Origin of the sequence: Burkholderia sp. MSh2 (assembly GCF_000731655.1) — a bacterium.
Taxonomy (GTDB): Bacteria; Pseudomonadota; Gammaproteobacteria; order Burkholderiales; family Burkholderiaceae; genus Burkholderia; species Burkholderia paludis.
In genome coordinates this window covers 1-25,125 of sequence record NZ_JPGM01000077.1, presented here as the reverse complement: position 1 = coordinate 25,125, position 25,125 = coordinate 1, and the positions used below count along the sequence as shown (strand labels likewise).

Annotated in this window: 19 protein-coding genes; 7 read left to right on the top strand and 12 right to left on the bottom strand. The window is 66.3% G+C overall.

Going from position 1 to position 25,125, the window contains the following annotated elements; translation table 11 throughout:
- Positions 1 to 35: 35 nt before the first annotated feature.
- From nadC to purN, 6 genes are all read right to left on the bottom strand, one after another.
- Positions 36 to 983 (bottom strand): carboxylating nicotinate-nucleotide diphosphorylase, encoded by a 948-nt coding sequence (gene nadC / locus GQ57_RS33255; RefSeq protein ID WP_425321990.1) that lies wholly within the window; start codon positions 981 to 983, stop codon positions 36 to 38.
- A complete protein-coding gene (nadA, locus tag GQ57_RS33250; protein ID WP_034200092.1) occupies positions 980 to 2,116 on the bottom strand; it encodes a quinolinate synthase NadA in 1,137 nt (378 codons plus the stop codon). The genes nadC and nadA overlap by 4 nt, the downstream gene beginning before the upstream one ends.
- A gap of 205 nt (positions 2,117 to 2,321) precedes the next feature.
- A complete protein-coding gene (locus GQ57_RS33245; protein ID WP_031398488.1) occupies positions 2,322 to 3,518 on the bottom strand; it encodes a DesA family fatty acid desaturase in 1,197 nt (398 codons plus the stop codon).
- A gap of 217 nt (positions 3,519 to 3,735) precedes the next feature.
- Positions 3,736 to 5,118 (bottom strand): mechanosensitive ion channel family protein, encoded by a 1,383-nt coding sequence (locus GQ57_RS33240; RefSeq protein ID WP_031398489.1) that lies wholly within the window; start codon positions 5,116 to 5,118, stop codon positions 3,736 to 3,738.
- An 18-nt stretch (positions 5,119 to 5,136) separates the two neighbouring features.
- Positions 5,137 to 6,399, bottom strand: a complete 1,263-nt coding sequence (locus tag GQ57_RS33235) for an RsmB/NOP family class I SAM-dependent RNA methyltransferase (RefSeq protein ID WP_031398490.1) — start codon at positions 6,397 to 6,399, stop codon at positions 5,137 to 5,139.
- The gene (purN, locus tag GQ57_RS33230) at positions 6,396 to 7,058 is read right to left on the bottom strand and encodes a phosphoribosylglycinamide formyltransferase (protein WP_031398491.1); all 663 of its coding nucleotides are present in this window, start codon (positions 7,056 to 7,058) and stop codon (positions 6,396 to 6,398) included. Before purN ends, GQ57_RS33235 begins: the two co-directional genes overlap by 4 nt.
- 122 nt (positions 7,059 to 7,180) lie before the next feature.
- Here purN and GQ57_RS33225 point away from each other — a divergent pair, with 122 nt between their 5' ends.
- The 5 genes from GQ57_RS33225 (at position 7,181) to dut (ending at position 13,394) form a co-directional block, all read left to right on the top strand.
- Positions 7,181 to 8,173: a bifunctional riboflavin kinase/FAD synthetase gene (locus GQ57_RS33225; RefSeq protein WP_031398492.1), complete on the top strand. Its 993-nt coding sequence runs from the start codon at positions 7,181 to 7,183 to the stop codon at positions 8,171 to 8,173.
- 101 nt (positions 8,174 to 8,274) lie between these two features.
- Positions 8,275 to 11,112 carry an isoleucine--tRNA ligase gene (gene ileS / locus GQ57_RS33220; RefSeq protein WP_031398493.1) on the top strand — a complete coding sequence of 946 codons (2,838 nt, stop codon included), beginning with the start codon at positions 8,275 to 8,277 and terminating at the stop codon, positions 11,110 to 11,112.
- Positions 11,113 to 11,115: 3 nt separating this feature from the next.
- A complete protein-coding gene (gene lspA, locus GQ57_RS33215) occupies positions 11,116 to 11,616 on the top strand; it encodes a signal peptidase II (RefSeq protein ID WP_031398494.1) in 501 nt (166 codons plus the stop codon).
- 67 nt (positions 11,617 to 11,683) lie between these two features.
- Positions 11,684 to 12,895: a bifunctional phosphopantothenoylcysteine decarboxylase/phosphopantothenate--cysteine ligase CoaBC gene (gene coaBC, locus GQ57_RS33210; protein ID WP_031398495.1), complete on the top strand. Its 1,212-nt coding sequence runs from the start codon at positions 11,684 to 11,686 to the stop codon at positions 12,893 to 12,895.
- A gap of 52 nt (positions 12,896 to 12,947) precedes the next feature.
- Positions 12,948 to 13,394 carry a dUTP diphosphatase gene (dut, locus tag GQ57_RS33205; RefSeq protein ID WP_031398496.1) on the top strand — a complete coding sequence of 149 codons (447 nt, stop codon included), beginning with the start codon at positions 12,948 to 12,950 and terminating at the stop codon, positions 13,392 to 13,394.
- Positions 13,395 to 13,481: 87 nt separating this feature from the next.
- Here dut and GQ57_RS33200 read toward each other — a convergent pair whose 3' ends face one another.
- From GQ57_RS33200 to clpS, 3 genes are all read right to left on the bottom strand, one after another.
- Positions 13,482 to 14,861 carry an amino acid permease gene (locus GQ57_RS33200; protein WP_031398497.1) on the bottom strand — a complete coding sequence of 460 codons (1,380 nt, stop codon included), beginning with the start codon at positions 14,859 to 14,861 and terminating at the stop codon, positions 13,482 to 13,484.
- A gap of 103 nt (positions 14,862 to 14,964) precedes the next feature.
- Positions 14,965 to 17,265 carry an ATP-dependent Clp protease ATP-binding subunit ClpA gene (clpA, locus tag GQ57_RS33195; RefSeq protein ID WP_031398498.1) on the bottom strand — a complete coding sequence of 767 codons (2,301 nt, stop codon included), beginning with the start codon at positions 17,263 to 17,265 and terminating at the stop codon, positions 14,965 to 14,967.
- Positions 17,262 to 17,576: an ATP-dependent Clp protease adapter ClpS gene (gene clpS, locus GQ57_RS33190; protein WP_006398529.1), complete on the bottom strand. Its 315-nt coding sequence runs from the start codon at positions 17,574 to 17,576 to the stop codon at positions 17,262 to 17,264. The genes clpA and clpS overlap by 4 nt, the downstream gene beginning before the upstream one ends.
- A gap of 545 nt (positions 17,577 to 18,121) precedes the next feature.
- Between clpS and GQ57_RS33185 the strand changes: the two genes are divergently transcribed.
- On the top strand, positions 18,122 to 18,325 hold the full coding sequence (locus GQ57_RS33185) for a cold-shock protein (protein ID WP_006478030.1): 204 nt from the start codon (positions 18,122 to 18,124) through the stop codon (positions 18,323 to 18,325).
- A 182-nt stretch (positions 18,326 to 18,507) separates the two neighbouring features.
- On the opposite strand, the gene GQ57_RS33180 is transcribed toward GQ57_RS33185, so the two are convergent.
- Entirely contained in the window at positions 18,508 to 20,115 is a 1,608-nt protein-coding gene (locus GQ57_RS33180) for a multicopper oxidase family protein (protein ID WP_031398499.1), read from the bottom strand.
- Positions 20,116 to 20,754: 639 nt separating this feature from the next.
- Here GQ57_RS33180 and GQ57_RS33175 point away from each other — a divergent pair.
- Positions 20,755 to 20,979, top strand: a complete 225-nt coding sequence (locus GQ57_RS33175) for a hypothetical protein (protein ID WP_031398500.1) — start codon at positions 20,755 to 20,757, stop codon at positions 20,977 to 20,979.
- A 111-nt stretch (positions 20,980 to 21,090) separates the two neighbouring features.
- Here GQ57_RS33175 and GQ57_RS33170 read toward each other — a convergent pair whose 3' ends face one another.
- Both GQ57_RS33170 and icd read right to left on the bottom strand, forming a co-directional pair.
- The gene (locus GQ57_RS33170) at positions 21,091 to 23,319 is read right to left on the bottom strand and encodes an NADP-dependent isocitrate dehydrogenase (protein WP_031398501.1); all 2,229 of its coding nucleotides are present in this window, start codon (positions 23,317 to 23,319) and stop codon (positions 21,091 to 21,093) included.
- Between the two features lie 278 nt (positions 23,320 to 23,597).
- The gene (icd, locus tag GQ57_RS33165) at positions 23,598 to 24,854 is read right to left on the bottom strand and encodes an NADP-dependent isocitrate dehydrogenase (protein WP_031398502.1); all 1,257 of its coding nucleotides are present in this window, start codon (positions 24,852 to 24,854) and stop codon (positions 23,598 to 23,600) included.
- Positions 24,855 to 25,125 lie beyond the last annotated feature (271 nt).

The window sequence follows — 25,125 nt, the reverse complement described above, 5'->3', positions numbered from 1 at the left end:
GCCAACGGCTTTTCTGTTCGGACGCGGACGCCCGCTCAGTCGACGATCCGCATCGAATAGTCCGTCGCGCGCACGTCCTTCGTCAGCGCGCCGATCGAGATGCGGTCGACACCCGTTTCCGCGAACGCACGCACCGTGTCGAAATTGACCCCGCCCGACACTTCGAGCACGGCCTTGCCGTGCGCCACGCGCACCGCTTCACGCATCATGTCGAGCGTGAAGTTGTCGAGCAGCACCGACTGCGCGCGATGCGCGAGCGCCGTGTCGAGTTGCGCAAGCGTCTCGACCTCGACCTGCACGGGCACGCCCGACTCCAGCGCGAACGCCGCGTCGAGCGCCTGGCCGACACCGCCCGCCGCCGCGATGTGGTTTTCCTTGATCAGGATGCCGTCGTACAGCGCGAGCCGCTGGTTCTCGCCGCCGCCCACGCGCACCGCGTACTTCTGCGCGAGCCGCAGGCCCGGCAGCGTCTTGCGCGTATCGAGGATCTTCGTGCGCGTGCCTGCCACGCGATCGACGTAGCGGCGCGTCGCGGTCGCGACGCCCGACAGCAGTTGCAGGAAGTTCAGCCCGTTGCGCTCGGCCGTCAACAGCGACCGTGCCGGCCCTTCGAGCTCGCAGACGGTCGAATCGGGCGTCATGCGGTCGCCTTCGCGATAGCGCCATTGCACGACGATCGCGGGATCGATGCGGGCAATCACTGCCTCGAACCACGGCACGCCGCACAGCACGGCGTCCTCGCGCACGATGATGCGCGCACGGCGGCGCCCGCCGGCCGGCACGAGCCGCCCGGTCTGGTCGCCGGCCCCGACGTCTTCCGCGATCGCATCGGCCACGTTGCGCGCGATCGCCGCGTCGAACGCCGCGCCGTATTGCTCGCGAACGCTGCCGAACAGCGGCGAAACGGCGCTCGCGCCCCCTTCGAGGACGGCGGCTTCATCGGCGGACGACGATTGAACCTGCGCGTGGAGGCTGTTCATCATGCGGCCCCCACGTTTGCAAACAGTTGCTGGTCGCGCTGCAGATCGCCGCTCGCCTGCACGCGCTTCTTGTGCGCGGCGGCGAAACCGAGCATCCGGTCGATCGGCAGGCGCGCACGCTCGCCGATCGCGGGATCGACGAAGATCTCGTTATGACCTCGTTCAAGCACTTCGGCGAGGTTCGCGAGGCCGTTCATCGCCATCCACGGGCAGTGCGCGCAGCTCTTGCAGGTCGCGCTGTTGCCGGCCGTCGGCGCGGCGATGAAGGTCTTGCCGGGTGCCGCGAGCTGCATCTTGTGCAGGATGCCGAGATCGGTCGCGACGATGAAGCGCGTCGCGTCGAGCTTCACGGCCGCGTCGATCAGTTGCGTGGTCGAGCCGACGGCATCGGCCAGCGCAACGACGTTTTCCGGCGATTCGGGGTGGACGAGCACTTTCGCGTCCGGATACTCGGCGCGCAGCAGATCGAGCTCGATCCCCTTGAATTCGTCGTGAACGAGGCACGAGCCCTGCCACAGCAGCATGTCCGCGCCGGTTTTCTTCTGAATGTAATTGCCGAGATGGCGATCGGGCGCCCAGATGATCTTCTCGCCGCGCGCGTGCAGGTCGGCCACGATCTCGAGGCCGATCGACGACGTGACCATCCAGTCCGCGCGTGCCTTCACGGCTGCGCTGGTGTTCGCGTAGACGACGACGGTACGGTCGGGATGCGCGTCGCAGAATGCCGAGAACTCGTCGACCGGGCAGCCGAGGTCGAGCGAACAGGTCGCATCGAGATCGGGCATCAGGATCCGCTTGTTCGGGCTCAGGATCTTCGCGGTTTCGCCCATGAAGCGCACGCCGGCGACGACCAGGGTCTGCGCGTCGTGATCGCGGCCGAAGCGGGCCATCTCGAGCGAATCGGCAACGCAGCCGCCGGTTTCGTCAGCCAGTTCCTGCAGTTCGCCATCGACATAGTAGTGCGCGACCAGCACGGCCTTTTCACGCACGAGCAACGCCTTGATGCGCGCCTTCAGTGCGGCGCGCTCTTCGGCGGACGGGGCATCGGGCACCTTGGCCCACGCCTGCCCCACACCGCACACGGTCCCCGCCGCGACGGGCCGGTCGTATTCGACGGGTTTGATCGTCGATTGCATCTCCATATCTCCTGTCGACCCGAGCCGGCGCTTTGGCGCGCTCAGGCCTCATCCCCTGCGCTCGCCCCGGGGCGTTGCTTCAACGCCGCCCCAAGGCTTGGACGGAATCCGGCCCGTCCGGTCATGTATCGAAACCGGCGGCCGAAATAAAAAAACCCCGCCAACGCGGGGTTTGTGACGTCCTTAGATTCTAATCGATTTCGAATCAGGCGTAGCGGCGCAGGCGCGTCGCGAATTCCTGCAGCGCCTTGATGCCGCTTTGTTCTGCGCGATGGCACCAATCCTGCAATTGCGCGAGCAGCTGTTCGCGCGAGGCGGTCGAACGATCCCAGATTGCAGCGAGATCCTGGCGAAGCTGGAAGTACGTATGCAGCTTCTGGCTGTTGGCGAAGATTTCCGGCAGCAGCTTCTTCTGCGGCTCGTCGAGGCCGTCGGCATCCTTGTGGAACCATTTGCGCGCGCCGCGCATCAGCTGGTACTTCTCGCTCGAGCCGAGTTCCTTCAGGTGCGCGAGTTCCTGGCGATACGCACGCTTCACGGCCTTGCCGTAGCGCGCCATCACTTCGTAGCGGTTCGACAGCACGGCCTGCAGCGTTTCCTGGTCGAGCACGGTCTTCGGCTTGTTCAGGCGCGGCGTCGGCGCGACCTTCTTCACCTTCGCGAGACCGAATGCCGACATGATGCGGATATACATCCAGCCGATGTCGAACTCGTACCACTTGTTCGACAGCTTCGCCGACGTCGCGAACGTGTGGTGGTTGTTGTGCAGCTCTTCGCCGCCGATCACGATGCCCCACGGGAACAGGTTCGTGCTCGCGTCGGCCGAGTTGAAGTTGCGATAGCCCCAGAAGTGGCCGAAACCGTTGACGACACCGGCCGCCCAGAACGGAATCCAGACCATCTGCACGGCCCACACGGTCAGGCCGAGCACGCCGAACAGCGCGACGTCGATCACCATCATCATGCTCACGCCGAGGATCGGGTACTTCGAGTACACGTTGCGTTCGATCCAGTCGTTCGGCGTGCCGTGGCTGAACTTGCGCATCGTTTCTTCGTTCTTCGCTTCCGCGCGATACAGCTCGGCGCCCTCGAGGAACACCTTCCAGATGCCGCGCGTCTGCGGGCTGTGCGGATCTTCCTCGGTCTCGCACTTCGCGTGGTGCTTGCGGTGAATCGCGGCCCACTGGCCGGTCAGCATGCCGGTCGTCATCCACAGCCAGAGGCGGAAGAAGTGGCTCGCGATCGGATGCATCTCAAGCGCGCGGTGCGCCTGGCAGCGATGCAGGTAGACCGTCACGCCGATGATCGTGACGTGCGTGACGGCAAGCGCGAACAGCGCGACCTGCCACCACGAAAAACGCAGGAGCCCGTGGGAAAGAAAATCGAGCAGGGAATTCAACAAGGCAGTTACCCGTGATGAGAGCGACGCCGGCTCGCGCAGACGTCAGAAAAATGAAAGCATACCGCGTGTAGACCAGAATTTTACTTCAACCGTTCCAAGTCTTTGTAAAAAATGAACATTTTCTTGCCCTGACGCAACCGGCGCAGTCCATGGGCGGACTTGGAAGGGCCCGCGATCCGGTTCCGGCCGCGGGCCGACGCGATTGGCGGCCGCCAGGCTACACGGCCGGTGCGCGCCCGTCCGCCGCGCCGTTGCCGGCCACCGGGCCGGGCGCAGCGGCCTCGCCTGCGGCGGCAACGCCGTCCGGCCACCCGACCACGCGCACTTCGCGCTGCGGGAACGGAATCGACACGCCATGCTCGCCGAACAGCCGCCAGATGTTGCGGTTCACGCTCGAACGCACGCCCGACGTGCCTTTCGCGGAATCCTCGATCCAGAAGCCGAGTTCCAGATCGATCCCGTCCGCACCGAAACCCACCAGATACGGGGTCGGAGCAGGCTCCGCCAGCACGCGCGGCACGCCTTTCGCGGCGTCGGCGAGCAACGCGAGCGCCTGCTCGACGTCGCTCGTGTACGCAACCTGCACCGCGACCTTCGCATAGCCGCGCGTCAGGTACGACGACTGGTTCTGCACGACGTCGGTGATCAGCTTCTCGTTCGGGATCAGCGTCTCGTTGCCGTCGAGGCCGCGCACGACCGTGTAGCGCGTGCGGATCTGCGTGACGACGCCCTGCAGCCCGCCGACGCTGATCGCGTCGCCGAGCCGCAGCGAGCGGTCGAGCAGGATGATGAAGCCCGACACGTAGTTGCTGGCGATCTTCTGCAGCCCGAAACCGAGGCCGACCCCGACCGCGCCGCCGAATACGCCGAGCACCGTCACGTCGATGCCGACGAGCGACAGCCCGATCAGGACCGCCGCGAACACGAGCAGCGCGCGGCCGACCCGCGACAGCACGACCTTCAGGTTGACGTCGAGCGTGCTCGAACGCGTGAGGCGATCCTCGAGCACCGACCCGAGCCACATCGCGACCATCAGCGTCACGCAGACCCACAGCGCGCCGGAGATCAGCGACAGCAGCGTGAGGTGCGCGTTCGCGACGCGGAACTGCACGCTGTCGAGCCAGCCGAGCACGTCGCGCTGGATGCCGAGCACGGTCAGCACCATCGCGGCCCACACGACGGTCGACACGATCTTCTCGACGATCGACAGCCACGCATGCGTATGGCCGTCGCGCGCGAACACGCGCCGCGCGAAGAAGAACAGCACGTAGATCAGCCCGATGCCGAACAGCGGCACGAGCGCGAGCGACAACAGCGACGTCGACATGAACGGGTCGAACGCGAGCTGCGCGCCGCCCGCGAACACGCCGCCGAACAGCGGAAACAGCGCGCGCTTCAGGCTGTGCGCGCCCGCGCCGGGCGCGCGTCCGGCCGCCCGGCGGCGCGCATCGATCCGGCCGTGCACGAAGCGCGCGGCCACCCATGCGAAACACAGCGCCCCGACCAGGATCGCCGCCTGCCAGATCATCACCGGCTGGTGGAAATCGCGAATGACCGACGCCAACCGGTGCGACAGCAGGCGGCTCTGCAGATTCTCCATCGTCCGTCCGGGCCGCCGTTACTGCGCGCGCCGCTCGAGCACCGCGGCGAAGAAGCCGTCGGTCGCGTGGCGATGCGGCCACAGCGACAGGTAGTCGCCCGTCTCGATCTCGATGCGCTGCTCGTCCAGCACCTTCTGCGCCGGCACCAGCACGAACTCGGGATGGTCGGCCAGGAACTGTTCGACGATGCGCTCGTTCTCGGCGTCCAGCACGCTGCAGGTCGCATAGACGAGCCGGCCGCCCTTCTTCACCAGGCGCGCGGCACTCGCGAGAATCGACGCCTGCTTCGGCGTCAGTTCGTCGATCGCCGTGCGCGTCTGGCGCCACTTCAGGTCCGGATTGCGGCGCAGCGTGCCGAGGCCGCTGCACGGCGCGTCGACCAGCACGCGGTCGATCTTGCCGGCGAGCCGCTTGATCTTCGCGTCGTGCTCGCTGTCGATCAGCACGGGGTTCACGTTCGACAGCCCGCTGCGCGCGAGGCGCGGCTTCAGCTTCGCGAGGCGCTTCTCCGACACGTCGAACGCATAGAGGCGCCCGGTCGAGCGCATCATCGCGCCCAGCGCGAGCGTCTTGCCGCCCGCGCCCGCGCAGAAATCGACGACCATCTCGCCGCGGCGCGGCGCGACCAGCGAGCACAGCAGCTGGCTGCCCTCGTCCTGCACCTCGATCTGGCCTTCCTCGAACAGCTTCAGCCGCGTCAGCGCCGGCTTGCCGACGACACGCACGCCGCTCGGCGCGAACGGCGTCGCGCCCGCGTCGATGCCGCTCGCGCGCAGCGCATCGATCACCTGGTCGCGATTGGCCTTCTGCACGTTGGCGCGCAGGTCGAGCGGCGCCGGGTAGTTCAGCGCGGCGGCGAGCTGCGCGAGCTCATCGGCGTCGAAACGGGCCGCCAGCGCCTGCAGGATCCAGTCCGGCAGGTTCGTGCGCACGCGCACCGGCAGGCTCGCCGGATCGATTTTCGACACGTGCTCGAGCCACGCGGACTCGGCATCGGACAGGAACGGCCTCAGCGCATTGCGGCCGACCGTCTGCATCAGGCCGAGCAGCGTGAGGCGCCGCGCGGGCGTGCCCGTGCCGCTCTCGGCCAGGTGCGAAAACTCCATCTTCCGGCGCAGCACCGCGAACACGGCCTCGGCGATCACGCCGCGCTCGGCGTGCCCGAGCTTCGGGTGTGCGCGGAAGAACCGGCTCGTCGTCGCGTCGGCGGGGCCGGCGAACTTCAGCACCTCGGCCAGCAATGTCTCGGTCTGGCCGATCAGGAATCCGTGCAGCTTCATACGCCCTCACTCGTTTCGGTATGCGGTTGATCCGCGAAAATCCAGCGCGCCTCTTCCGGCGCCAGCACTGCACGCCCGTTCTCGAGGCGCAAACGCCCGTCGACGAACCAGCGCACCGCACGCGGGTACAGCACATGCTCGACCGCCAGCACCCGCTGCGCGAGCGCCGCCGCGTCGTCGCCCGCACGCACCGGCACCGCGCCCTGCGCGACGATGGCGCCGCTGTCGAGCTCCGGAACGACGAAATGCACGCTCGCGCCATGCACCGCGACGCCCGCCTCGAGCGCCTGCTGGTGCGTGTGGATGCCCTTGAAGCTTGGCAGCAGCGACGGATGGATGTTCAGCAGCCGGCCCTCGTATCGTCTGACGAATGCGGGCGTGAGGATGCGCATGAAGCCGGCGAGGACGACGAGATCGGGCGCGAAACGGTCGATCTCGGCGGCGAGCGCCGCATCGAAGCTGTCGCGGCCATCGAACGACCGGTGGTCGACCACCGCCGTCGCCACCCCGTGCGACGCGGCAAAAGCCAGTCCGGCCGCATCGGGCCGGTTGGCGATCACGGCGGCAATCTCGGCCGGCCAGCGTTCCTGCGCGCACGCGCGGACGATGGCCTCCATGTTGCTGCCGCGACCGGAAATCAGGATCACGAGTTTTTTCATTCGCGAATTTTACCATTCGCCCCCGCGTTTCCCGCCTTCTCGGCCGCCGGCTCTCCCGAACGTTTATAATCTTCTGCTTTGCGGCATCCCACCGCCCATTCCCCGACGCTGCATCCGCTATCGTGAAAGTCTTCCGCGGCCTGCCCAACGCCGAGAGCCGCGCCCCGTGCGCGCTGACGATCGGCAACTTCGACGGTGTCCATCGCGGCCACCAGGCCCTGCTCGCGCGCGTGCGCGCGGCAGCGGACGCGCGCGGCCTGCCGGTGTGCGTGATGACGTTCGAGCCGCACCCGCGTGAATTCTTCAACCCGGCGGGCGCGCCGCCGCGCATCGCGATGCTGCGCGACAAGCTCGAGGCGCTGCGCGATCACGGCGTCGACCGCGTGGTCGTCGAGCACTTCAACCACACCTTTGCGAGCCAGTCGCCGCAAGCGTTCGTCGAACGCACGCTGGTGAACGGCCTGCACACGCGCTGGATGATGGTCGGCGACGATTTCTGCTACGGCGCGAAGCGCGCGGGCACCTTCGACACGCTGAAGGCGGCCGGCGAGCAGTACGGCTTCGAGGTCGAACAGATGGGCACCGTGGCCGGCAGCGACGGCGCACGCATCTCCAGCTCGGGCGTGCGCACCGCGCTCGCGGCCGGCGATCTCGACGCGGCCGCGCAGGCGCTCGGTCACGGCTACGCGATCAGCGGCCACGTCGCGCACGGGCTGAAGCTCGGCCGCGACCTCGGCTTCCCGACGCTGAACCTGCCGATCGCGCACAAGCGGCCGGCGCTCGCGGGCATTTTCGTCGTGCAGGTGCACGGCCTCGGCCCCGCGCCGCTGCCGGGCGTCGCCAGCCTCGGCCTGCGCCCGACCGTCGACGATTCGGGCCGCGTGCTGCTCGAAGTCCACCTGCTCGACTGGCACGGCGATGCATACGGCAAGCTCATCCGCGTCGAGTTCCTGAAGAAGCTGCGCGACGAGGCGAAATTCGACGATCTCGAAGCGCTGTCGCGCGCGATCGCGCTGGATGTCGCGAATGCGCGCGCGTACTTCGTCGAGCGTGACCGTGCGCCCGGCAGCCGCGCCACGGGCTTCTCGACATCGGCCACCGACCGAATTAGCTGATCCGGCCGGCGGCGCCCCGCGCCGCACCCTCGCGCCGCTCACTCGCGCGCATCCCCGATTCACGACGCTCGCGCGTCCCCCGATTTGATAGCGATCCCATCATGAGCAACAAGAAAGCCGATTCGAAACCGCAGGCCAAGTATCCGGTCAACCTGCTCGACACGCCGTTCCCGATGCGCGGCGACCTGCCCAAGCGCGAGCCGCAGTGGGTCAAGGAATGGGAGGAGCGCGGCATTTACGAGAAGATCCGCGCGGCCAGCAAGGGCCGGCCGAAGTTCATCCTGCACGACGGCCCGCCGTATGCGAACGGCGACATCCACCTCGGTCACGCCGTCAACAAGATCCTGAAGGACATCGTCGTCAAGTCGCGCAACATGGCCGGCTTCGACGCGCCGTACGTGCCGGGCTGGGATTGCCACGGCATGCCGATCGAGATCCAGATCGAGAAGCAGTTCGGCAAGTCGCTGCCGGCGGCCGAGGTGATGAGCAAGGCGCGGGCGTACGCGACCGAGCAGATCGAGAAGCAGAAGGTCGGCTTCAAGCGCCTCGGCGTGCTCGGCGACTGGGCCAACCCGTACAAGACGATGAACTTCGTCAACGAGGCGGAAGAGATCCGCGCGCTCGGCAAGATCATCGAGAAGGGCTACGTGTACCGCGGCCTGAAGCCGGTTAACTGGTGCTTCGATTGCGGCTCGGCGCTCGCCGAGGCGGAAGTCGAGTACAAGGACCGCACCGACCCGACGATCGACGTGATGTTCGCGTTCGCGGAGCCGGAAAAGACCGCGCAGGCGTTCGGCCTGCCGGCGCTGCCGCGCGCCGAGGGCGGCATCGTGATCTGGACCACCACGCCGTGGACGATCCCGGCGAACCAGGCGCTGAACCTCCATCCCGAAATCGTCTACGCGCTGGTCGACACCGAGCGCGGGCTGCTGATCATCGCGGAAGAGCGCGTCGCCGCGTGCATGGCCGACTTCAAGCTGACCGGCCGCGTCGTCGCGACCGCGCCGGGCGTGAAGCTCGCGAACCTGCGCTTCCACCACCCGCTCGCGTCGGCCCACCCCGGCTACAAGCGCACCGCCCCCGTCTACCTCGGCGACTACGTGACGACCGACACGGGTACCGGCGTCGTGCACTCGTCGCCCGCATACGGCATCGAGGACTTCATGTCCTGCAAGGCGCACGGGATGACCGACTCGGACTTCATCAACCCGGTGATGGGCGACGGCCGCTATATCGAATCGCTGCCGCTGTTCGGCGGCCTGTCGATCTGGGACGCGAACCCGAAGATCGTCGAGGCGCTGAACGCGGCCGGCTCGCTGCTGCGCAGCGAGAAGTACACGCACAGCTACATGCACTGCTGGCGCCACAAGACGCCGATCATCTACCGCGCGACGTCGCAGTGGTTCGCCGGCATGGACGTGACGCCGAGCGACGGCGGCAAGACGCTGCGCGAAACGGCGCTCGAAGGCGTCGATGCGACGGCGTTCTATCCGTCGTGGGGCAAGCAGCGCCTGTTCAGCATGATCGCGAACCGTCCCGACTGGACGCTGTCGCGCCAGCGCCAGTGGGGCGTGCCGATGGCGTTCTTCGTGCACAAGGAAACCGGCGAGCTGCACCCGCGCACGCTCGAGCTGCTCGACGAAGTCGCGAAACGCGTCGAGCAGTCGGGCATCGAGGCCTGGCAGACGCTCGATCCGCGCGAGCTGATCGGCGACGACGCGAACCTGTACGAAAAGAACCGCGACACGCTCGACGTGTGGTTCGACTCGGGCACGACGCACTGGCACGTGTTGCGCGGCTCGCACAAGGATCAGCTGCAGTTCCCGGCCGACCTCTACCTCGAAGGCTCGGACCAGCATCGCGGCTGGTTCCACTCGTCGCTGCTGACCGCGTCGATGATCGACGGCCGCGCGCCGTACAAGGGCCTGCTCACGCACGGCTTCACGGTCGACGGCGAAGGCCGCAAGATGAGCAAGTCGCTCGGCAACGGCATCGACCCGCATGAAGTCGCGAACCGCCTCGGCGCGGAAATCATCCGCCTGTGGATCGCGTCGACCGACTACTCGGGCGAGCTCGCGATCTCCGAGGAAATCCTGAAGCGCGTGACCGAAGGCTATCGCCGCATCCGCAATACGCTGCGCTTCCTGCTCGCGAACCTGTCGGATTTCGACGTCGCGCAGCACGCGGTGCCCGTCGACGAATGGCTCGAGATCGACCGCTATGCGGTGGCGTTCTCGGCGCAGATGCAGGCGGATCTGCTCGGCCACTACGAGAAGTACGAATTCCACCCGGTCGTCGCGAAGCTGCAGACGTACTGCTCGGAAGATCTCGGCGGCTTCTACCTCGACGTGCTGAAGGATCGCCTGTACACGAGCGCGGCCGATTCGCGCGCACGCCGCTCCGCGCAGACGGCGCTGTACCACCTGACGCAGGGCCTGCTGCGCGTGCTCGCGCCGTTCCTGTCGTTCACGGCGGAAGAAGCGTGGAAGGTGTTCCAGCCGGCCAGCGACACGATCTTCACGGAAACCTACTACGCGTATCCGGAAATCGCCGGCTCGGCCGCGCTGATCGAAAAGTGGGCGCTGCTGCGCAACGTGCGCGGCAACGTGGCGAAGGCGCTGGAGGAAGCGCGCACCGCGAACCGCATCGGTTCGTCGCTGCAGGCCGAAGTCGCCGTGCATGCGAGCGGCGCGCGTTACGACGCGCTCACGAGCCTCGGCGACGACCTGAAGTTCGTGCTGATCACATCGGCGGCGACCGTCGTCAGGGTCGACGACGAGGCGCAGGAGAGCGTCGACGTGGCTGCGTCGAAGTACCAGAAGTGCGAACGCTGCTGGCACTACCGCGAAGATGTCGGCGTGCACGCCGATCACCCGACGCTGTGCGGCCGCTGCTTCTCCAACCTGTTCGAAAACGGCGAAATCCGGAGCGCTGCTTAAACCATGGCGAAAACCCTGTCGAAACCGGCCAGCGGCGCGCTTGCGCCCTGGCTCGGCATTTCGCTGATCGTGATCCTGTTCGACCAGTTGTCGAAAATCGCGATCCTGAAAACGTTCGCGTACGGCGCGCAGCATGCGCTGACGTCGTTCTTCAACCTCGTGCTGGTGTACAACCGCGGCGCCGCGTTCGGCTTCCTGTCGACCGCGAGCGGCTGGCAGCGCTGGGCGTTCACCGCGCTCGGCATCGGCGCGACGCTCGTGATCTGCTTCCTGCTGAAGCGCCACGGTCATCAGCGGCTGTTCAGCGTGTCGCTCGCGCTGATCCTCGGCGGCGCGCTCGGCAACGTGATCGACCGGCTCATCTACGGTCACGTGATCGACTTTCTCGATTTCCACCTCGGCGCCTGGCACTTCCCGGCGTTCAACCTCGCCGATTCCGCAATCACGGTCGGCGCGGTGCTGCTGATCTACGACGAACTGCGCCGCGTGCGCGGTTCGCGCTAGGCGCGCATACTCGGCGTCGACGGCCGGCTTCGCGCCGGCCGTTCCGTTTGATCCTTGGAGGCCTGAGTTGGCACACGCAGAACTCGCAGGAAAACACCTCGTTCTCGGCCTGACGGGCGGCATCGCCTGCTACAAGATCGCCGAGCTCACCCGGCTGCTCACGAAGGCCGGCGCGACCGTGCAGGTCGCGATGACCGAAGCCGCCACCCAGTTCATCACGCCCGTCACGATGCAGGCGCTGTCGGGCCGGCCGGTCTACACGAGCCAGTGGGACGCGCGCATCGACAACAACATGGCGCACATCGACCTGTCGCGCGAAGCCGACGCGATCGTGATCGCGCCCGCGTCGACGGATTTCCTCGCGAAGCTCGCGCACGGCTTCGCGGACGATCTGCTGTCGACACTGTGCGTCGCACGCGACTGTCCGCTGCTCGTCGTCCCCGCGATGAACCGCCAGATGTGGCAGAACCCGGCCACCCAGCGCAATGCCGCGCAACTGCGCGCGGACGGCGTGTCGGTGCTCGGCCCGGATTCGGGCGCACAGGCATGCGGCGAGGTCGGCGACGGCCGCATGCTCGAGCCCGAGGCGATCTATGAAGCGATCGTCGCGCACTTCGCGCCGAAGGTGCTCGCGCATCGGCGCGTGCTGATCACGGCCGGCCCGACGTTCGAGCCGCTCGACCCGGTGCGCGGCCTCACGAACCGCTCGAGCGGCAAGATGGGCTTCGCGCTCGCGCGCGCCGCGCAGCAGGCCGGCGCCGACGTGCATCTCGTCGCGGGGCCGGTAGCGCTCGACACGCCGTGGGGCGTCTACCGCCAGGACGTGCAGACCGCGCAGCAGATGTACGACGCGGTCATGCATGCCGTCGCCAATGCCGACATCTTCATCGCGGTGGCCGCGGTCGCCGACTGGCGCGTCGACCAGCCGGCCGAGCACAAGATGAAGAAGACGGCCGACCGCAAGATGCCGGCACTCTCGTTCGTCGAGAACCCGGACATCCTCGCATCGGTCGCGGCGCTGCCCGATCCGCCCTTCTGCGTGGGGTTCGCGGCCGAAAGCGGCGACCTCGACGTGCACGGCGACGCGAAGCGCAAGCGCAAGAACGTGCCGCTGCTCGTCGGCAACCTCGGCCCGCTCACGTTCGGCCGCGACGACAACGAAGTCGTGCTGTTCGAGGCGGCCGGCCTCACGCGCCTGCCGCGCGCGCCGAAAGACACGCTCGCGCAAACGCTCGTCGCGGAGATCGCGAAACGCCTGCCCGACAACCGCCTGATCTGATCAACCGCGCGGCGGCCGCCGCCGCGCCCTTCCCGACCGATTCGACGACTGCATGAAACTCGACCTGAAGATTCTCGACGCGCGCATGCGCGACTACCTGCCCGCCTACGCCACCCCCGGCAGCGCGGGTCTCGACCTGCGCGCGTGCCTCGACGCGCCGGTCACGTTGCAGCCGGGCGAAACGACGCTCGTGCCGACCGGCCTCGCGATCCACCTCGCCGATCCCGGCTATGCCGCGCTGATCCTGCCGCGCTCGGGCCTCGGCCACAAGCACGGCATCGTGCTCGGCAACCTGGTCGGCCTGATCGATTCCGACTACCAGGGCCAGCTGATGATCTCGACCTGGAACCGCGGTCAGACCGAGTTCGTGCTGAACCCGTTCGAACGGCTCGCGCAGCTTGTGATCGTGCCGGTCGTGCAGGCACAGTTCAACCTCGTCGACGAGTTTGCCGAGAGCGATCGCGGCGAAGGCGGCTTCGGCAGCACCGGCCGCCACTGAGCGGCGCATCGCCAAAGAAAAGGGGCCGCGAGGCCCCTTTTTTTTCCGGTCGGCGGCGCGATTCGCGCGAGCGTCACGCCTGCGCCGTCAGCGTGCGTGTTGGTGCCGGTAGTGCAGCACGTAAGCAAGCGTGAGCAGCACGGCGAATACAACGCCGACCACCATCGTCATCCGGAATTCGCGCGTGAAGGCCGTGGTGAACAGGATCGACGCGACAAGCCCTGCACCGAGCAGGCTGCCGAACGGGTGCCCCCACATCCGGAACGCAAGCGCCGGGCCGCGATAGCGCGCCCGGAAGCGCAGGTGCGTGACGAAGATCATCAGCCACGTGAACAGCGCGCCGAACATCGCGATCGCCATCATCACGGTGAACGCCGTGTCGGGCGCGAGCACGACCAGCACGGCCGCCACCGCGACGCCGCTCGTCGAGATCCACAGCGCCGCTCGCGGCACGCCGTTCGTGCCGAGCCGGCCGAACACCGCGGGGGCAAGCCGCGCGCGCGACAGGCTGAACATCATCCGCGTCGTCACGTAGAGCTGGCTGTTCATTGCCGACAGCGCCGCGATCAGCAGCACGAAGTTGATCACGCCCGCCGCGTACGGCACGTGGGTCGCGGCCATGACTTTCACGAACGGGCTTTCGTCGGTGCCGGCCTGCGTCCACGGCACGATCGCGAGCATCAGCGACAGCGTCAGCAGGTAGAACAGCACGAGCCGGAACACGGTCGAGCGGAATGCGCGCGTGACCGCGTGCTGCGGATCGCGCGCCTCGCCGGCCGCGATCGCGACGGCCTCGATGCTCATGTAGCTGAAGATCGCGACGATCACCGCGACCCAGGTGCCCCACGGCCCCTTCGGCATGAAGCCGCCGTGCGCGGTGTAGTTTGCGAAGCCGATGCCCGACGCGGCCGGCGCGGACCACACGAGATACGCGCCGAGCACGATGAATACGACGATCGCCGCGATCTTCAGCAGCGAGAACGCATATTCGACCGAGCCGTACAGCGTGACGCTCGCGAGGTTCACCGCGATCAGCAGCGCGGAGAAGCCGATCACCCAGTACCAGCCCGGCACGGCCGGAAACCAGTACTTCATGAACACGGCGATCGCACTGATCTCGGTGCCGATGGCGAACACGACCGCGAACCAGTACGCATAGCGCACCAGGAAGCCCGCGAGCGGGCCGACGTAGTGCTCGGCATACGCGCCGAACGAGCCGGCCGTCGGATGCGCGACGGTCATTTCCGCAAGCGCGCCCATCAGCAACAACGCGATCAGCGCGCCAATCGCATACGAAACCAGCACGCTCGGGCCGGCGAGCCCGATCGCGAACCCGCTGCCGAGGAACAGCCCCGTGCCGATCGCGCCGCCGATCGCGATCATCGCCATCTGCCCCGACGTCAGCGCGTGGCGCAGCCCTTGTTCGCGCGCGACGATGTCGTCGAACGTCCGTTGTTGTTGTGTCACTGTATTGCCACTCCCCTGCACCACCGTGGCGCCGCCGGCGCCAGATAAAACGAAACGGCGCGGAGAACTTCCCGCGCCGTTCGCATGAACCTCGAATTATCGCTTACTCGACTTCGACCGCCTCTTCGTTCGGCTTGTGCGGCGGGTTCGCCAGCTTGTCGAACGACAACTGCACCTTGTCGTTTTCGTCGACGTCGACCGTCACGTGACCGCCGTTGACGAGCTTGCCGAACAGCAGCTCGTCGGCCAGCGCGCGACGGATCGTGTCCTGGATCAGCCGCTGCATCGGCCGCGCGCCCATCAGCGGGTCGAAGCCGTGCTTGGCGAGATGCTTGCGCAACGCGTCGGTGAACAGCGCGTCGACCTTCTTCTCGTGCAGCTGTTCCTCGAGCTGGATCAGGAACTTGTCGACCACGCGCATGATGATTTCCTCATCGAGCGAGCGGAAGCTGATGATCGAATCCAGGCGGTTGCGGAACTCCGGCGTGAACAGGCGCTTGATGTCGGTCATCTCGTCGCCCGTTTCGCGGCGCGTCGTGAAACCGATCGTCGCCTTCTGCATCGACTCGGCGCCCGCGTTCGTCGTCATGATGATGATGACGTTGCGGAAATCCGCCTTGCGGCCGTTGTTGTCGGTGAGCGTGCCGTGATCCATCACCTGCAGCAGCACGTTGTAGATGTCCGGATGCGCCTTCTCGATTTCGTCGAGCAACAGCACGCAGTGCGGCTTCTTCGTGACGGCTTCGGTCAGCAGCCCGCCCTGGTCGAACCCGACGTAGCCCGGCGGCGCGCCGATCAGGCGGCTCACCGCATGGCGCTCCATGTACTCCGACATGTCGAAGCGGATCAGCTCGATGCCGAGCGTGAACGCGAGCTGGCGCGCCACTTCGGTCTTGCCGACGCCCGTCGGGCCGGAGAACAGGAACGCACCGATCGGCTTGTCCATCTTGCCGAGGCCCGCGCGCGCCATCTTGATCGACGCGGCGAGCGCGTCGATCGCCGGATCCTGGCCGAACACGACGCTCTTCAGGTCGCGGTCGAGCGTCTGCAGCTTGCTGCGATCGTCCTGCGACACGCTTTGCGCCGGGACGCGCGCGATCTTGGAGATGATTTCCTCGATCTCGCTCTTGCCGATCGTCTTCTTCTGCTTCGACTTCGGCAGGATGCGCTGGGCGGCGCCCGCTTCGTCGATCACGTCGATCGCCTTGTCCGGCAGGTGGCGGTCGGTGATGAAGCGCGCCGACAGCTCGGCCGCGGCCGACAGCGCACCCGACGAGTACTTGACGCCGTGGTGCTCCTCGAAGCGCGACTTCAGCCCGCGCAGGATCGCGACCGTCTGCTCGACGGTCGGCTCGGTCACGTCGACCTTCTGGAAGCGCCGCGACAGCGCCGCATCCTTCTCGAAGATGCCGCGATATTCGGTGAAGGTGGTCGCGCCGATGCACTTGAGCGTGCCCGACGACAGCGCCGGCTTGAGCAGGTTCGACGCGTCGAGCGTACCGCCCGACGCCGCACCCGCACCGATCAGCGTGTGGATCTCGTCGATGAACAGGATCGCGTGCGGACGCTCCTTCAGCTCCTTCAGCACCGTCTTCAGACGCTGCTCGAAATCGCCGCGATACTTGGTGCCCGCGAGCAGCGCGCCCATGTCGAGCGAGTAGACCTGTGCGTTCGCGAGGATGTCCGGCACTTCGCCGCGCGTGATGCGGTAGGCGAGCCCTTCCGCGATCGCGGTCTTGCCGACGCCGGCCTCGCCGACGAGCAGCGGATTGTTCTTGCGGCGGCGGCACAGCACCTGCACGACGCGCTCGACCTCGGTCTCGCGCCCGATCAGCGGATCGATGCGGCCGTCCTTCGCCATCTGGTTCAGGTTCTGCGTGAATTGCGCGAGCGGCGTTTCCTTCTGCGCGTTCGCGTCTTCACTTTCCGCGCTTGCGTCGGTCGACTTCGCGGCTTCGCCGTTGTTGGTCTTCGCGATGCCGTGCGAAATGAAGTTCACGACGTCGAGGCGCGTGACGCCCTGCTGCTGCAGGTAGTAGACGGCGTGCGAATCCTTCTCGCCGAAGATCGCGACCAGCACGTTCGCGCCGGTCACTTCCTTCTTGCCGTTCGACGTCGACTGGACGTGCATGATCGCGCGCTGGATCACGCGCTGGAACCCGAGCGTCGGCTGGGTATCGACGTCGTCGGTACCCGGGACGGTAGGGGTATTGTCGTGGATGAAATTGCGCAGGTTCTGACGCAAGTCCTCGATGTTTGCCGCGCACGCGCGCAACACCTCGGCTGCCGTCGGATTATCCAGCAGGGCCAGCAGCAAATGCTCGACCGTAATGAACTCATGGCGCGCCTGGCGTGCTTCCATGAACGCCATGTGCAGGCTGACTTCCAATTCCTGGGCAATCATGCTTCCTCCATCACGCACTGCAGCGGATGCCCGGCCTGCCGCGCATGGGTAACGACTTGCTCAACCTTGGTCGACGCGATGTCCCGCGTATAGACCCCACAAACCCCTCGCCCTTCGCGATGGACCTTCAGCATGATCTGCGTGGCCGTCTCGCGATCTTTCTTGAAATACTCCTGGACCACCATCACGACGAATTCCATCGGCGTGAAGTCGTCGTTCAGCAGCACCACCTTGTACATCGAAGGCGGCTTGAGCTTCTGCTGCTTGCGTTCCAGGACGGTACTGTCCTGCTTGTCCGGGATAATCGCCATACACCCATTCTAAACAACTCGGACAGGCCCGCAATCCTGCCATAACCCGACCGACCGGCCGGCGCCCTCCCCGGAATCCCGGAACACGCGACCGCCTTCGCGCCATGCGAAAGCCGGCTGCGGTGCCGGCTTTCACGCGTGGCGCGGAACACGAACCGTCTGGTGGAACCGCACCGGAACGTCGTATCCGCATCCAGTATCCCACAAGCCGGGACGACTCGAACGCGCGTCACCCGAGCCTGGTATATGAGCCGATTATGCGGCTTTTCAAGTCCTCGCGCTTGGCCACGTGCTGCAAAGCAAAGCCGGAAAAACCCTGAAAATGGGTTCTTTACAACGTCCCTCTAAACGTCTAAAAATTCCTCTTGACACTCCAATAAAGAGCGCCAACAATCAAGCTGGCACTTTTTTCAATTTGCCAGTCGGCAAAATGAAAGAGGCCGAGGTGAGCTTGTGAGGGGGGAACGGCTGCATTTTCCGGTCGTTTAGCTTTTCGAGCGTGCTCGTGGTAAGTAGCAGCGACTGTGTGACAGGGGAAGTAGGAAATGGCAACTGGTATCGTTAAGTGGTTCAACGACGCGAAGGGCTTCGGTTTCATCACTCCCGACGAGGGCGGTGAGGATCTGTTTGCGCACTTCTCGGCTATCACCATGAATGGCTTCAAGACGCTGAAGGAAGGCCAGAAGGTGAGCTTTGACGTCGTTCAAGGACCGAAGGGCAAGCAAGCGTCGAACATCCAGGCCGCATAAAGGCATCGGATATCGGACGAAGAAACCCGGCGCATTGCGCCGGGTTTCTTTTTTTTCGGGCTGGCCAATCGATTATCGATTGGCCAGCCTTTTCGTTCAATCCCGATAATTGAACACGTATTGTGTTGTCATGCGCGCAGATCGGATACTCATCCGGCATGTGAAACAAAATCGTCACGTCGTTACACGACCTTCAGCGTGCCCATCATGCCGAGATCCTCGTGTTCGAGAATGTGGCAATGAAACATGCGTTCGCCGGGCATGTCTTGCGTGACGAGAATCGACACGGTTTCGCCGCTGCGCACGTTCACGGTATCCCGCCATGCGCGGAACGGCTCGGCCGTACTCGCGCCGTCCGACGCGCGCTCGATCACCTGGAACTGCGTACCGTGCAGATGGAACGGGTGATCCATGTCGGTGGCATTGCGGATCTCCCAGCGCTCGACGTCGCCGCGGCGGCTCGTCAGCGTCGCGCGGTGCGGTGAGTAGGTCGCGCCGTTGATCGTGAAACGCATGCCGGCCGGCCGGCCGTGCGGCGCGCCCTTCATCATCGCGGCCATGTCCATTTCCTCGCCGAACGCGACCGTCTTGCGCGCAACCGGCTCGCCGAGCGGCGGCACCGTGCGCAGCGTGGCGGGCAGCGCACGCGCGGCGGCGGGCGCGAACGCGACGTCGGCCAGCGCCAGCGCCGGGTCGGGCGGCAGGCTGCCGTGGCCATCGTCGTGCGACATCGCCATCTTGCCGCGGTCGTATTCGGCCGCCTGCAGCACCGCGCGCGACGCGCGATCGCCGGCGCGCACCAGCAGTTCCGCCCGCTCGCCCGGCGCAATCAGCAGCGACGTGACGCGCCGCGGCGCGTCGAACAGCCCGCCGTCGGTGCCCGCGTGCTCGAACGGGCGGCCGTCGTCGAACGCGACCCGCAGGTAGCGCGCGCTGCACGCGTTCCACAGGCGCCAGCGCTCGTCGCCGGCGACATCGATCCGGGGCCGGCGCGCGCCGTTGACCAGCACGAACTGGCCCTCGCGGCCGTTCATCCAGTCCATCGTGTCGTTCGGCGCAATCGTGCCGTTACGCGCAAGCTTCAGGTCCGACACGAACAGATGGCGCTCGGGCCAGCCGTCGAGCGGATCGTCCGCGGCACGCACGACGAACGGGCCGGCCAGCCCGCGGAACACCTGTTCGGCCGTCATCATGTGCGGATGCGGGTGGTACCAGTAGGTGCCGGCGCTCCCCTTCGGCAGCGTGAAGCGGTACACGCGCGACGCCCCGGACGCGACGGGATCGGACGGATTGCCGTCCTGATCGGGCGGCACGGGCAGCCCGTGCCAGTGAATCGTCGACGGCTGCGGCAGCATGTTCACGAACCTGATCTCGACTGTGTCGCCCTCGCGCACGTCGATCAGCGGACCGACCACGGGGCCTTGCGCACCCTCGCCGAACTGCCAGAACGTGGTCGGCCGTGCGCCGCGCAGCATCGGGCGCGCCACGGGCTGCGCCACCAGCGTCGCCCGGAACGTACCGGGCTCGCTGCTTTCGTTCGCGAGCGTGCGCAACCCCGCAAGCGGCGCGCCGGCCGGCAACGCATCGGCGGCCGCGAGCGCGGCCGGTGCCGGCTTGCCATGCTGCGCGTGACCCGACATCCCTGACATCCTCGGCATGCCTGCCATGTCGTCCATCGAATCCATACCGGCCATGCCCGCATGACCGGCATGCTGCGCCCACGCGCTGCGCGCCCACAGCGATGCAGCTGCGACGCCGACGGCGTACGACAGGAAGGTTCTCCGTATCATCAATCGATCCTCGTTATCCATGCGGCGTCGCGCGGCTGCCGCGACGCCCGCGCCGGCCGGCTGGCATGCCGGTGCGCGACGCGAAACCCGATGCCCGCGTCATCATAACTGCAGCCCCTTGTCCCGATACGCCGCCACCCGGAGGGCGGCGATACGTCGCAGGGCAGCGGCACCCGCCGGATTCAGCCGGCTTCGACACGCAGGGCGCCCCGCCCTGCGCCCGCCAACGCCGCCGTGACGCGCACGTCCTTGGCAGCCTCCCTTCGATTGCCGGCCCCCTGCCGTGCGGCCCCGCGCAGGCACAGATCGCGTCACCCGTCGTCAAATCGGCCAATATTTCACGATGCGGAACAAGTCTCTGCGTTGTAAAAATTCGTGGTGCAGGGCACAAAATTCCTGTTTCGCGATGCCAAAAATCGTTCCGCAATACAAAACGCACAACATAATGCATTGTTTTTAAACACAAATTTTTCTTTCGAGAAGGCACTCTACGCGCACCATCCGACCGGGGCCCGGACGTAGACTTTGTCCCATGCACTGACGCTTCGCCACGACGTTCGATACGGAACCCGGCGCAAGCAGCCAGTCGGGCCACGACGGCACAACAGAATCGCTTGTGATCAGAAAGGGAGAACGGAAATGAAGGGATTTCGCTTTGGTTCAGCGCTCGGGTCGTTCTACATCCTGCCGGGTAACGGCGGCTGGGAAGCGACGTTCGGCAACGCCCTGCTCGGCGCGTTCTCGTGCCCCGAAGTGGCGGCCGACCACATCTCCCGCGGCGACTGCGAGCAACTGTCCGAACTGGACACGGCGACGCTCGAAGTGCCGCACGAAATCGCCGACTGGGAAATCGTTCACGTCTGAATGGCAAGCCTGCAACGCAAAACGCCCCGGGGCAGCCGGGGCGTTTTCTTTTGTCACGGGCGACGGGCCGTCACGCCCGCCGCGGTGGCGCGCTCGCGCGCGCGGCCTGCGTCAGGCGACCGCGTCGACGATGCCGTTCAGCGTCGCGCTCGGGCGCATCGCCTGGCTCGTCAGGTCGACGTTCGGACGGTAGTAGCCGCCGATCGCCTGCGGCTTGCCCTGCGCCGCCGCCAGTTCTTCCAGAATACGCGCTTCGCTGTCGGACAGCGCCTTCGCGACGCCTTCGAACTGCTCCTTCAGTGCGGCGTCCTCGGTCTGCTCGGCCAGCGCCTGCGCCCAGTACAGGCACAGGTAGAAGTGGCTGCCGCGGTTGTCGAGGCCGCCGACCTTGCGCGCCGGCGACTTGTTCTCGTCCAGGAACTTGCCGGTTGCCTGGTCGAGCGTCTTCGCGAGCACGACCGCCTTCGGGTTCTGGTACGCGTGGCCGAGGTGTTCGAGCGACGCAGCCAGCGCGAGGAATTCGCCGAGCGAATCCCAGCGCAGGAAGCCTTCCTCGACGAACTGCTGCACGTGCTTCGGCGCGGAACCGCCCGCACCCGTTTCGAACATCCCGCCGCCGGCCATCAGCGGCACGATCGACAGCATCTTCGCGCTGGTGCCGAGTTCCATGATCGGGAACAGGTCGGTCAGGTAGTCGCGCAGCACGTTGCCGGTGACCGAGATCGTGTCCTTGCCCGCACGGATGCGCTCGAGCGAGAAGCGCGTCGCTTCGACCGGCGTCATCACGCGGATGTCGAGACCGTTGGTGTCGTGATCCTTCAGGTAGCGTTCGACCTTCGCGATGATCTGCGCGTCGTGCGCACGCGCCGGATCGAGCCAGAACACGGCCGGTGCGCCGGTCGCGCGTGCGCGGTTCACCGCGAGCTTGACCCAGTCCTGCACCGGCGCGTCCTTGGTCTGGCACATGCGCCAGATGTCGCCCGCTTCGACCGCGTGCTCGAGCAGCACGTTGCCGGCTTCGTCGGTGACGCGCACGACGCCGTCCGCCGGGATCTGGAAGGTCTTGTCGTGCGAGCCGTATTCTTCGGCCGCCTGCGCCATCAGGCCGACGTTCGGCACGCTGCCCATCGTGACCGGATCGAATGCGCCGTGCTGCTTGCAGTCCTCGATCACGGCCTGGTAGACGCCTGCGTAGCAGCGATCCGGAATCACGGCCTTCGCGTCGTACAGTTCGCCGTCCGGGCCCCACATGCCGCCCGATTCGCGGATCATCGCCGGCATCGAAGCGTCGACGATCACGTCGCTCGGCACGTGCAGGTTCGTGATGCCCTTGTCCGAGTTGACCATCGCGAGGCGCGGGCGCGCCGCGTATTCGGCCTTGATGTCGGCTTCGATCGCGTCGCGCGTGTCGGCCGGCAGGTCCTTCAGGCGCGCGTACAGGTCGCCGATGCCGTTGTTCGGGTTGAAACCGGCCTGCGCCAGCACGTCCGCGTGCTTCGCGAGCGCGTCGCGGTAGAACACCGATACGAAATGGCCGAACAGGATCGGATCGGAGACCTTCATCATGGTCGCCTTCAGGTGCACCGAGAACAGCACGTCCTGCGCCTTCGCGTCGGCGATCTGCGCTTCGATGAAACTGCGCAGCGCGTTGCGGCTCATCACCGATGCGTCGATCACTTCACCGGCCTTGACGGCCGTCTTTTCCTTCAGCACCTTCTTCGCGCCGTCGGCCGTCGTGAGTTCGATCTTCACGCTGCCGGCATCGGCGATCAGCGCCGACTTCTCGCTGCCGTAGAAATCGCCTTCGCTCATGTGCGCGACGTGCGCCTTCGACGTGGCCTTCCAGGCACCCATCTTGTGCGGATGCTTGCGTGCGTAGTTCTTGACCGACAGCGGCGCGCGGCGGTCGGAGTTGCCTTCGCGCAGCACCGGGTTCACCGCGCTGCCCTTGATCTTGTCGTAGCGCGCCTTGACGGCCTTCTCTTCGTCCGTCGCCGGATCTTCCGGATAGGCCGGCAGCTTGTAGCCCTGCGCCTGGAGTTCGGCGATCGCGGCCTTGAGCTGCGGCACCGACGCGCTGATGTTCGGCAGCTTGATGATGTTCGCTTCCGGCTTCAGCGTGAGCTGTCCCAGCTCGGCCAGATCGTCGGAACCCTTCTGTTCGGGCGGCAGAACGTCCGCGAATGCCGCGACGATGCGGCCGGCGAGCGAGATGTCGCGCGTTTCGACGGCGACGCCGGACGAGCGCGTGAAGGCCTTGACGATCGGCAGCAGCGAATAGGTCGCGAGCGCCGGCGCTTCGTCGGTGAGGGTGTAGATGATCTTGGGCGAAGTGGACATGGTCGATGCGTTGCTACGTGAAAATGGGACTGAGGAGCGCCGGCGGATAACCGGCGGGGAGCGACCGGGTCGGTCGCGAAAGGGGCGCCGGCTTAACCGGGCGATGGTGTTGCGAGGGCCGTCATGTTCTACCTTGCAGGGGCTCCCGGCCGCCGTGCGGCGCCGCGGCCCGCATGCCGGACCGCCCTGCCAACAAACCTGCCATCCACGAAACGCCCCGGCGCCGGCAGTAGGCGCCGGGGCGGCCGGAACTGCGCCGGCCCACCCCGGAAGGGGACTTACATGTTCTCGATCAGCACTTCGCCGAAGCCGGAGCACGACACCTGCGTCGCCCCTTCCATCAGGCGCGCGAAGTCGTACGTGACGCGCTTCTGCAGGATCGACTTCTCCATCGCGGCGATGATCGTGTCGGCCGCTTCCGTCCAGCCGAGGTGGCGCAGCATCATTTCAGCCGACAGGATCTCGGAACCGGGGTTCACGTAATCCTTGCCCGCGTACTTCGGCGCCGTGCCGTGGGTCGCCTCGAACATCGCGACCGAATCCGACAGGTTCGCGCCCGGCGCGATCCCGATGCCGCCGACCTGCGCGGCCAGCGCGTCGGAGATGTAGTCGCCGTTCAGGTTCAGCGTGGCGATCACGTCGTATTCGGCCGGGCGCAGCAGGATCTGCTGCAGGAACGCGTCGGCGATCGAATCCTTGATCACGATCTCGTTGCCCGTCTTCGGGTTCTTGACGCGCATCCACGGGCCGCCGTCGATCAGCTCGCCGCCGAATTCCTTCTGCGCGAGCGCGTAGCCGGCGTCACGGAACAGGCCTTCCGTGAACTTCATGATGTTGCCCTTGTGCACCAGCGTGACCGACTTGCGATCGTTGTCGATCGCGTACTGGATCGCCTTGCGCACGAGACGCTCGGTGCCTTCGGTCGACACGGGCTTGACGCCGATACCCGAGGTTTCCGGGAAGCGGATCTTCTTCACGCCCATCTCGTCCTGCAGGAACTTGATGACCTTCTTCGCCTGCTCGGAACCCGCGGCCCATTCGATGCCCGCGTAGATGTCTTCCGAGTTCTCGCGGAAGATCACCATGTCGATCTTTTGCGGCTCGCGCACCGGCGACGGCACGCCCTTGAAGTACTGGACCGGGCGCAGGCACACGTACAGGTCGAGTTCCTGGCGCAGCGCGACGTTCAGCGAACGGATGCCGCCGCCGACCGGGGTCGTGAGCGGCCCCTTGATCGACACCACGTATTCCTTGAGCACCTGCAGCGTTTCGTCCGGGAGCCACACGTCCGGACCGTACACCTTCGTCGCCTTCTCGCCCGCGAAGATCTCCATCCAGTGGATCTTGCGCTTGCCCTTGTAGGCATGCTCGACCGCCGCATCGACGACCTTGATCATGACCGGCGTGATATCGAAGCCCGTACCGTCGCCTTCGATATAGGGAATGATCGGCTGATCGGAAACGTTGAGCGAGAAATCCTTGTTGACGGTGATCTTGTCACCGCCCTCCGGAACCTTGATGTGCTGATACGGCATGATCGACTCCAGTGACGTGGCTGAGCAGGTGATGCTGGTCGAAACTGCGCGCGCGGCGGGGGCGCGGCATGGCCACCCCGTGACGGCAACAGCGAGCCGCTATTCTAGCGCCCCAATCGGGCACTTCGGCGTGAACCGCGGCGCTGCGTATCAAGACCCCACTTATGTCTTATATAAGACAGAGGACTTGCCGTTCCGTATTATGCATTAAGATTCCGCCATTTGCCATAGACCGCCCGCCCCCGCGCCCCGCGGCGCCGGGCAGCCGCCC

Excerpts from the sequence above, each read along its gene's own strand:
- dut (WP_031398496.1), top strand. The coding sequence starts at position 12,948 with ATGAAACTCGACCTGAAGATTCTCGACGCGCGCATGCGCGACTACCTG.
- clpA (WP_031398498.1), bottom strand. The coding sequence starts at position 17,265 with ATGATTGCCCAGGAATTGGAAGTCAGCCTGCACATGGCGTTCATGGAA.
- nadA (WP_034200092.1), bottom strand. The coding sequence starts at position 2,116 with ATGCAATCGACGATCAAACCCGTCGAATACGACCGGCCCGTCGCGGCG.
- GQ57_RS33180 (WP_031398499.1), bottom strand. The coding sequence starts at position 20,115 with ATGATACGGAGAACCTTCCTGTCGTACGCCGTCGGCGTCGCAGCTGCA.
- ileS (WP_031398493.1), top strand. The coding sequence starts at position 8,275 with ATGAGCAACAAGAAAGCCGATTCGAAACCGCAGGCCAAGTATCCGGTC.
- GQ57_RS33240 (WP_031398489.1), bottom strand. The coding sequence starts at position 5,118 with ATGGAGAATCTGCAGAGCCGCCTGCTGTCGCACCGGTTGGCGTCGGTC.
- GQ57_RS33170 (WP_031398501.1), bottom strand. The coding sequence starts at position 23,319 with ATGTCCACTTCGCCCAAGATCATCTACACCCTCACCGACGAAGCGCCG.
- clpS (WP_006398529.1), bottom strand. The coding sequence starts at position 17,576 with ATGGCGATTATCCCGGACAAGCAGGACAGTACCGTCCTGGAACGCAAG.
- purN (WP_031398491.1), bottom strand. The coding sequence starts at position 7,058 with ATGAAAAAACTCGTGATCCTGATTTCCGGTCGCGGCAGCAACATGGAG.
- icd (WP_031398502.1), bottom strand. The coding sequence starts at position 24,854 with ATGCCGTATCAGCACATCAAGGTTCCGGAGGGCGGTGACAAGATCACC.
- lspA (WP_031398494.1), top strand. The coding sequence starts at position 11,116 with ATGGCGAAAACCCTGTCGAAACCGGCCAGCGGCGCGCTTGCGCCCTGG.
- GQ57_RS33235 (WP_031398490.1), bottom strand. The coding sequence starts at position 6,399 with ATGAAGCTGCACGGATTCCTGATCGGCCAGACCGAGACATTGCTGGCC.
- nadC (WP_425321990.1), bottom strand. The coding sequence starts at position 983 with ATGATGAACAGCCTCCACGCGCAGGTTCAATCGTCGTCCGCCGATGAA.
- GQ57_RS33185 (WP_006478030.1), top strand. The coding sequence starts at position 18,122 with ATGGCAACTGGTATCGTTAAGTGGTTCAACGACGCGAAGGGCTTCGGT.
- GQ57_RS33175 (WP_031398500.1), top strand. The coding sequence starts at position 20,755 with ATGAAGGGATTTCGCTTTGGTTCAGCGCTCGGGTCGTTCTACATCCTG.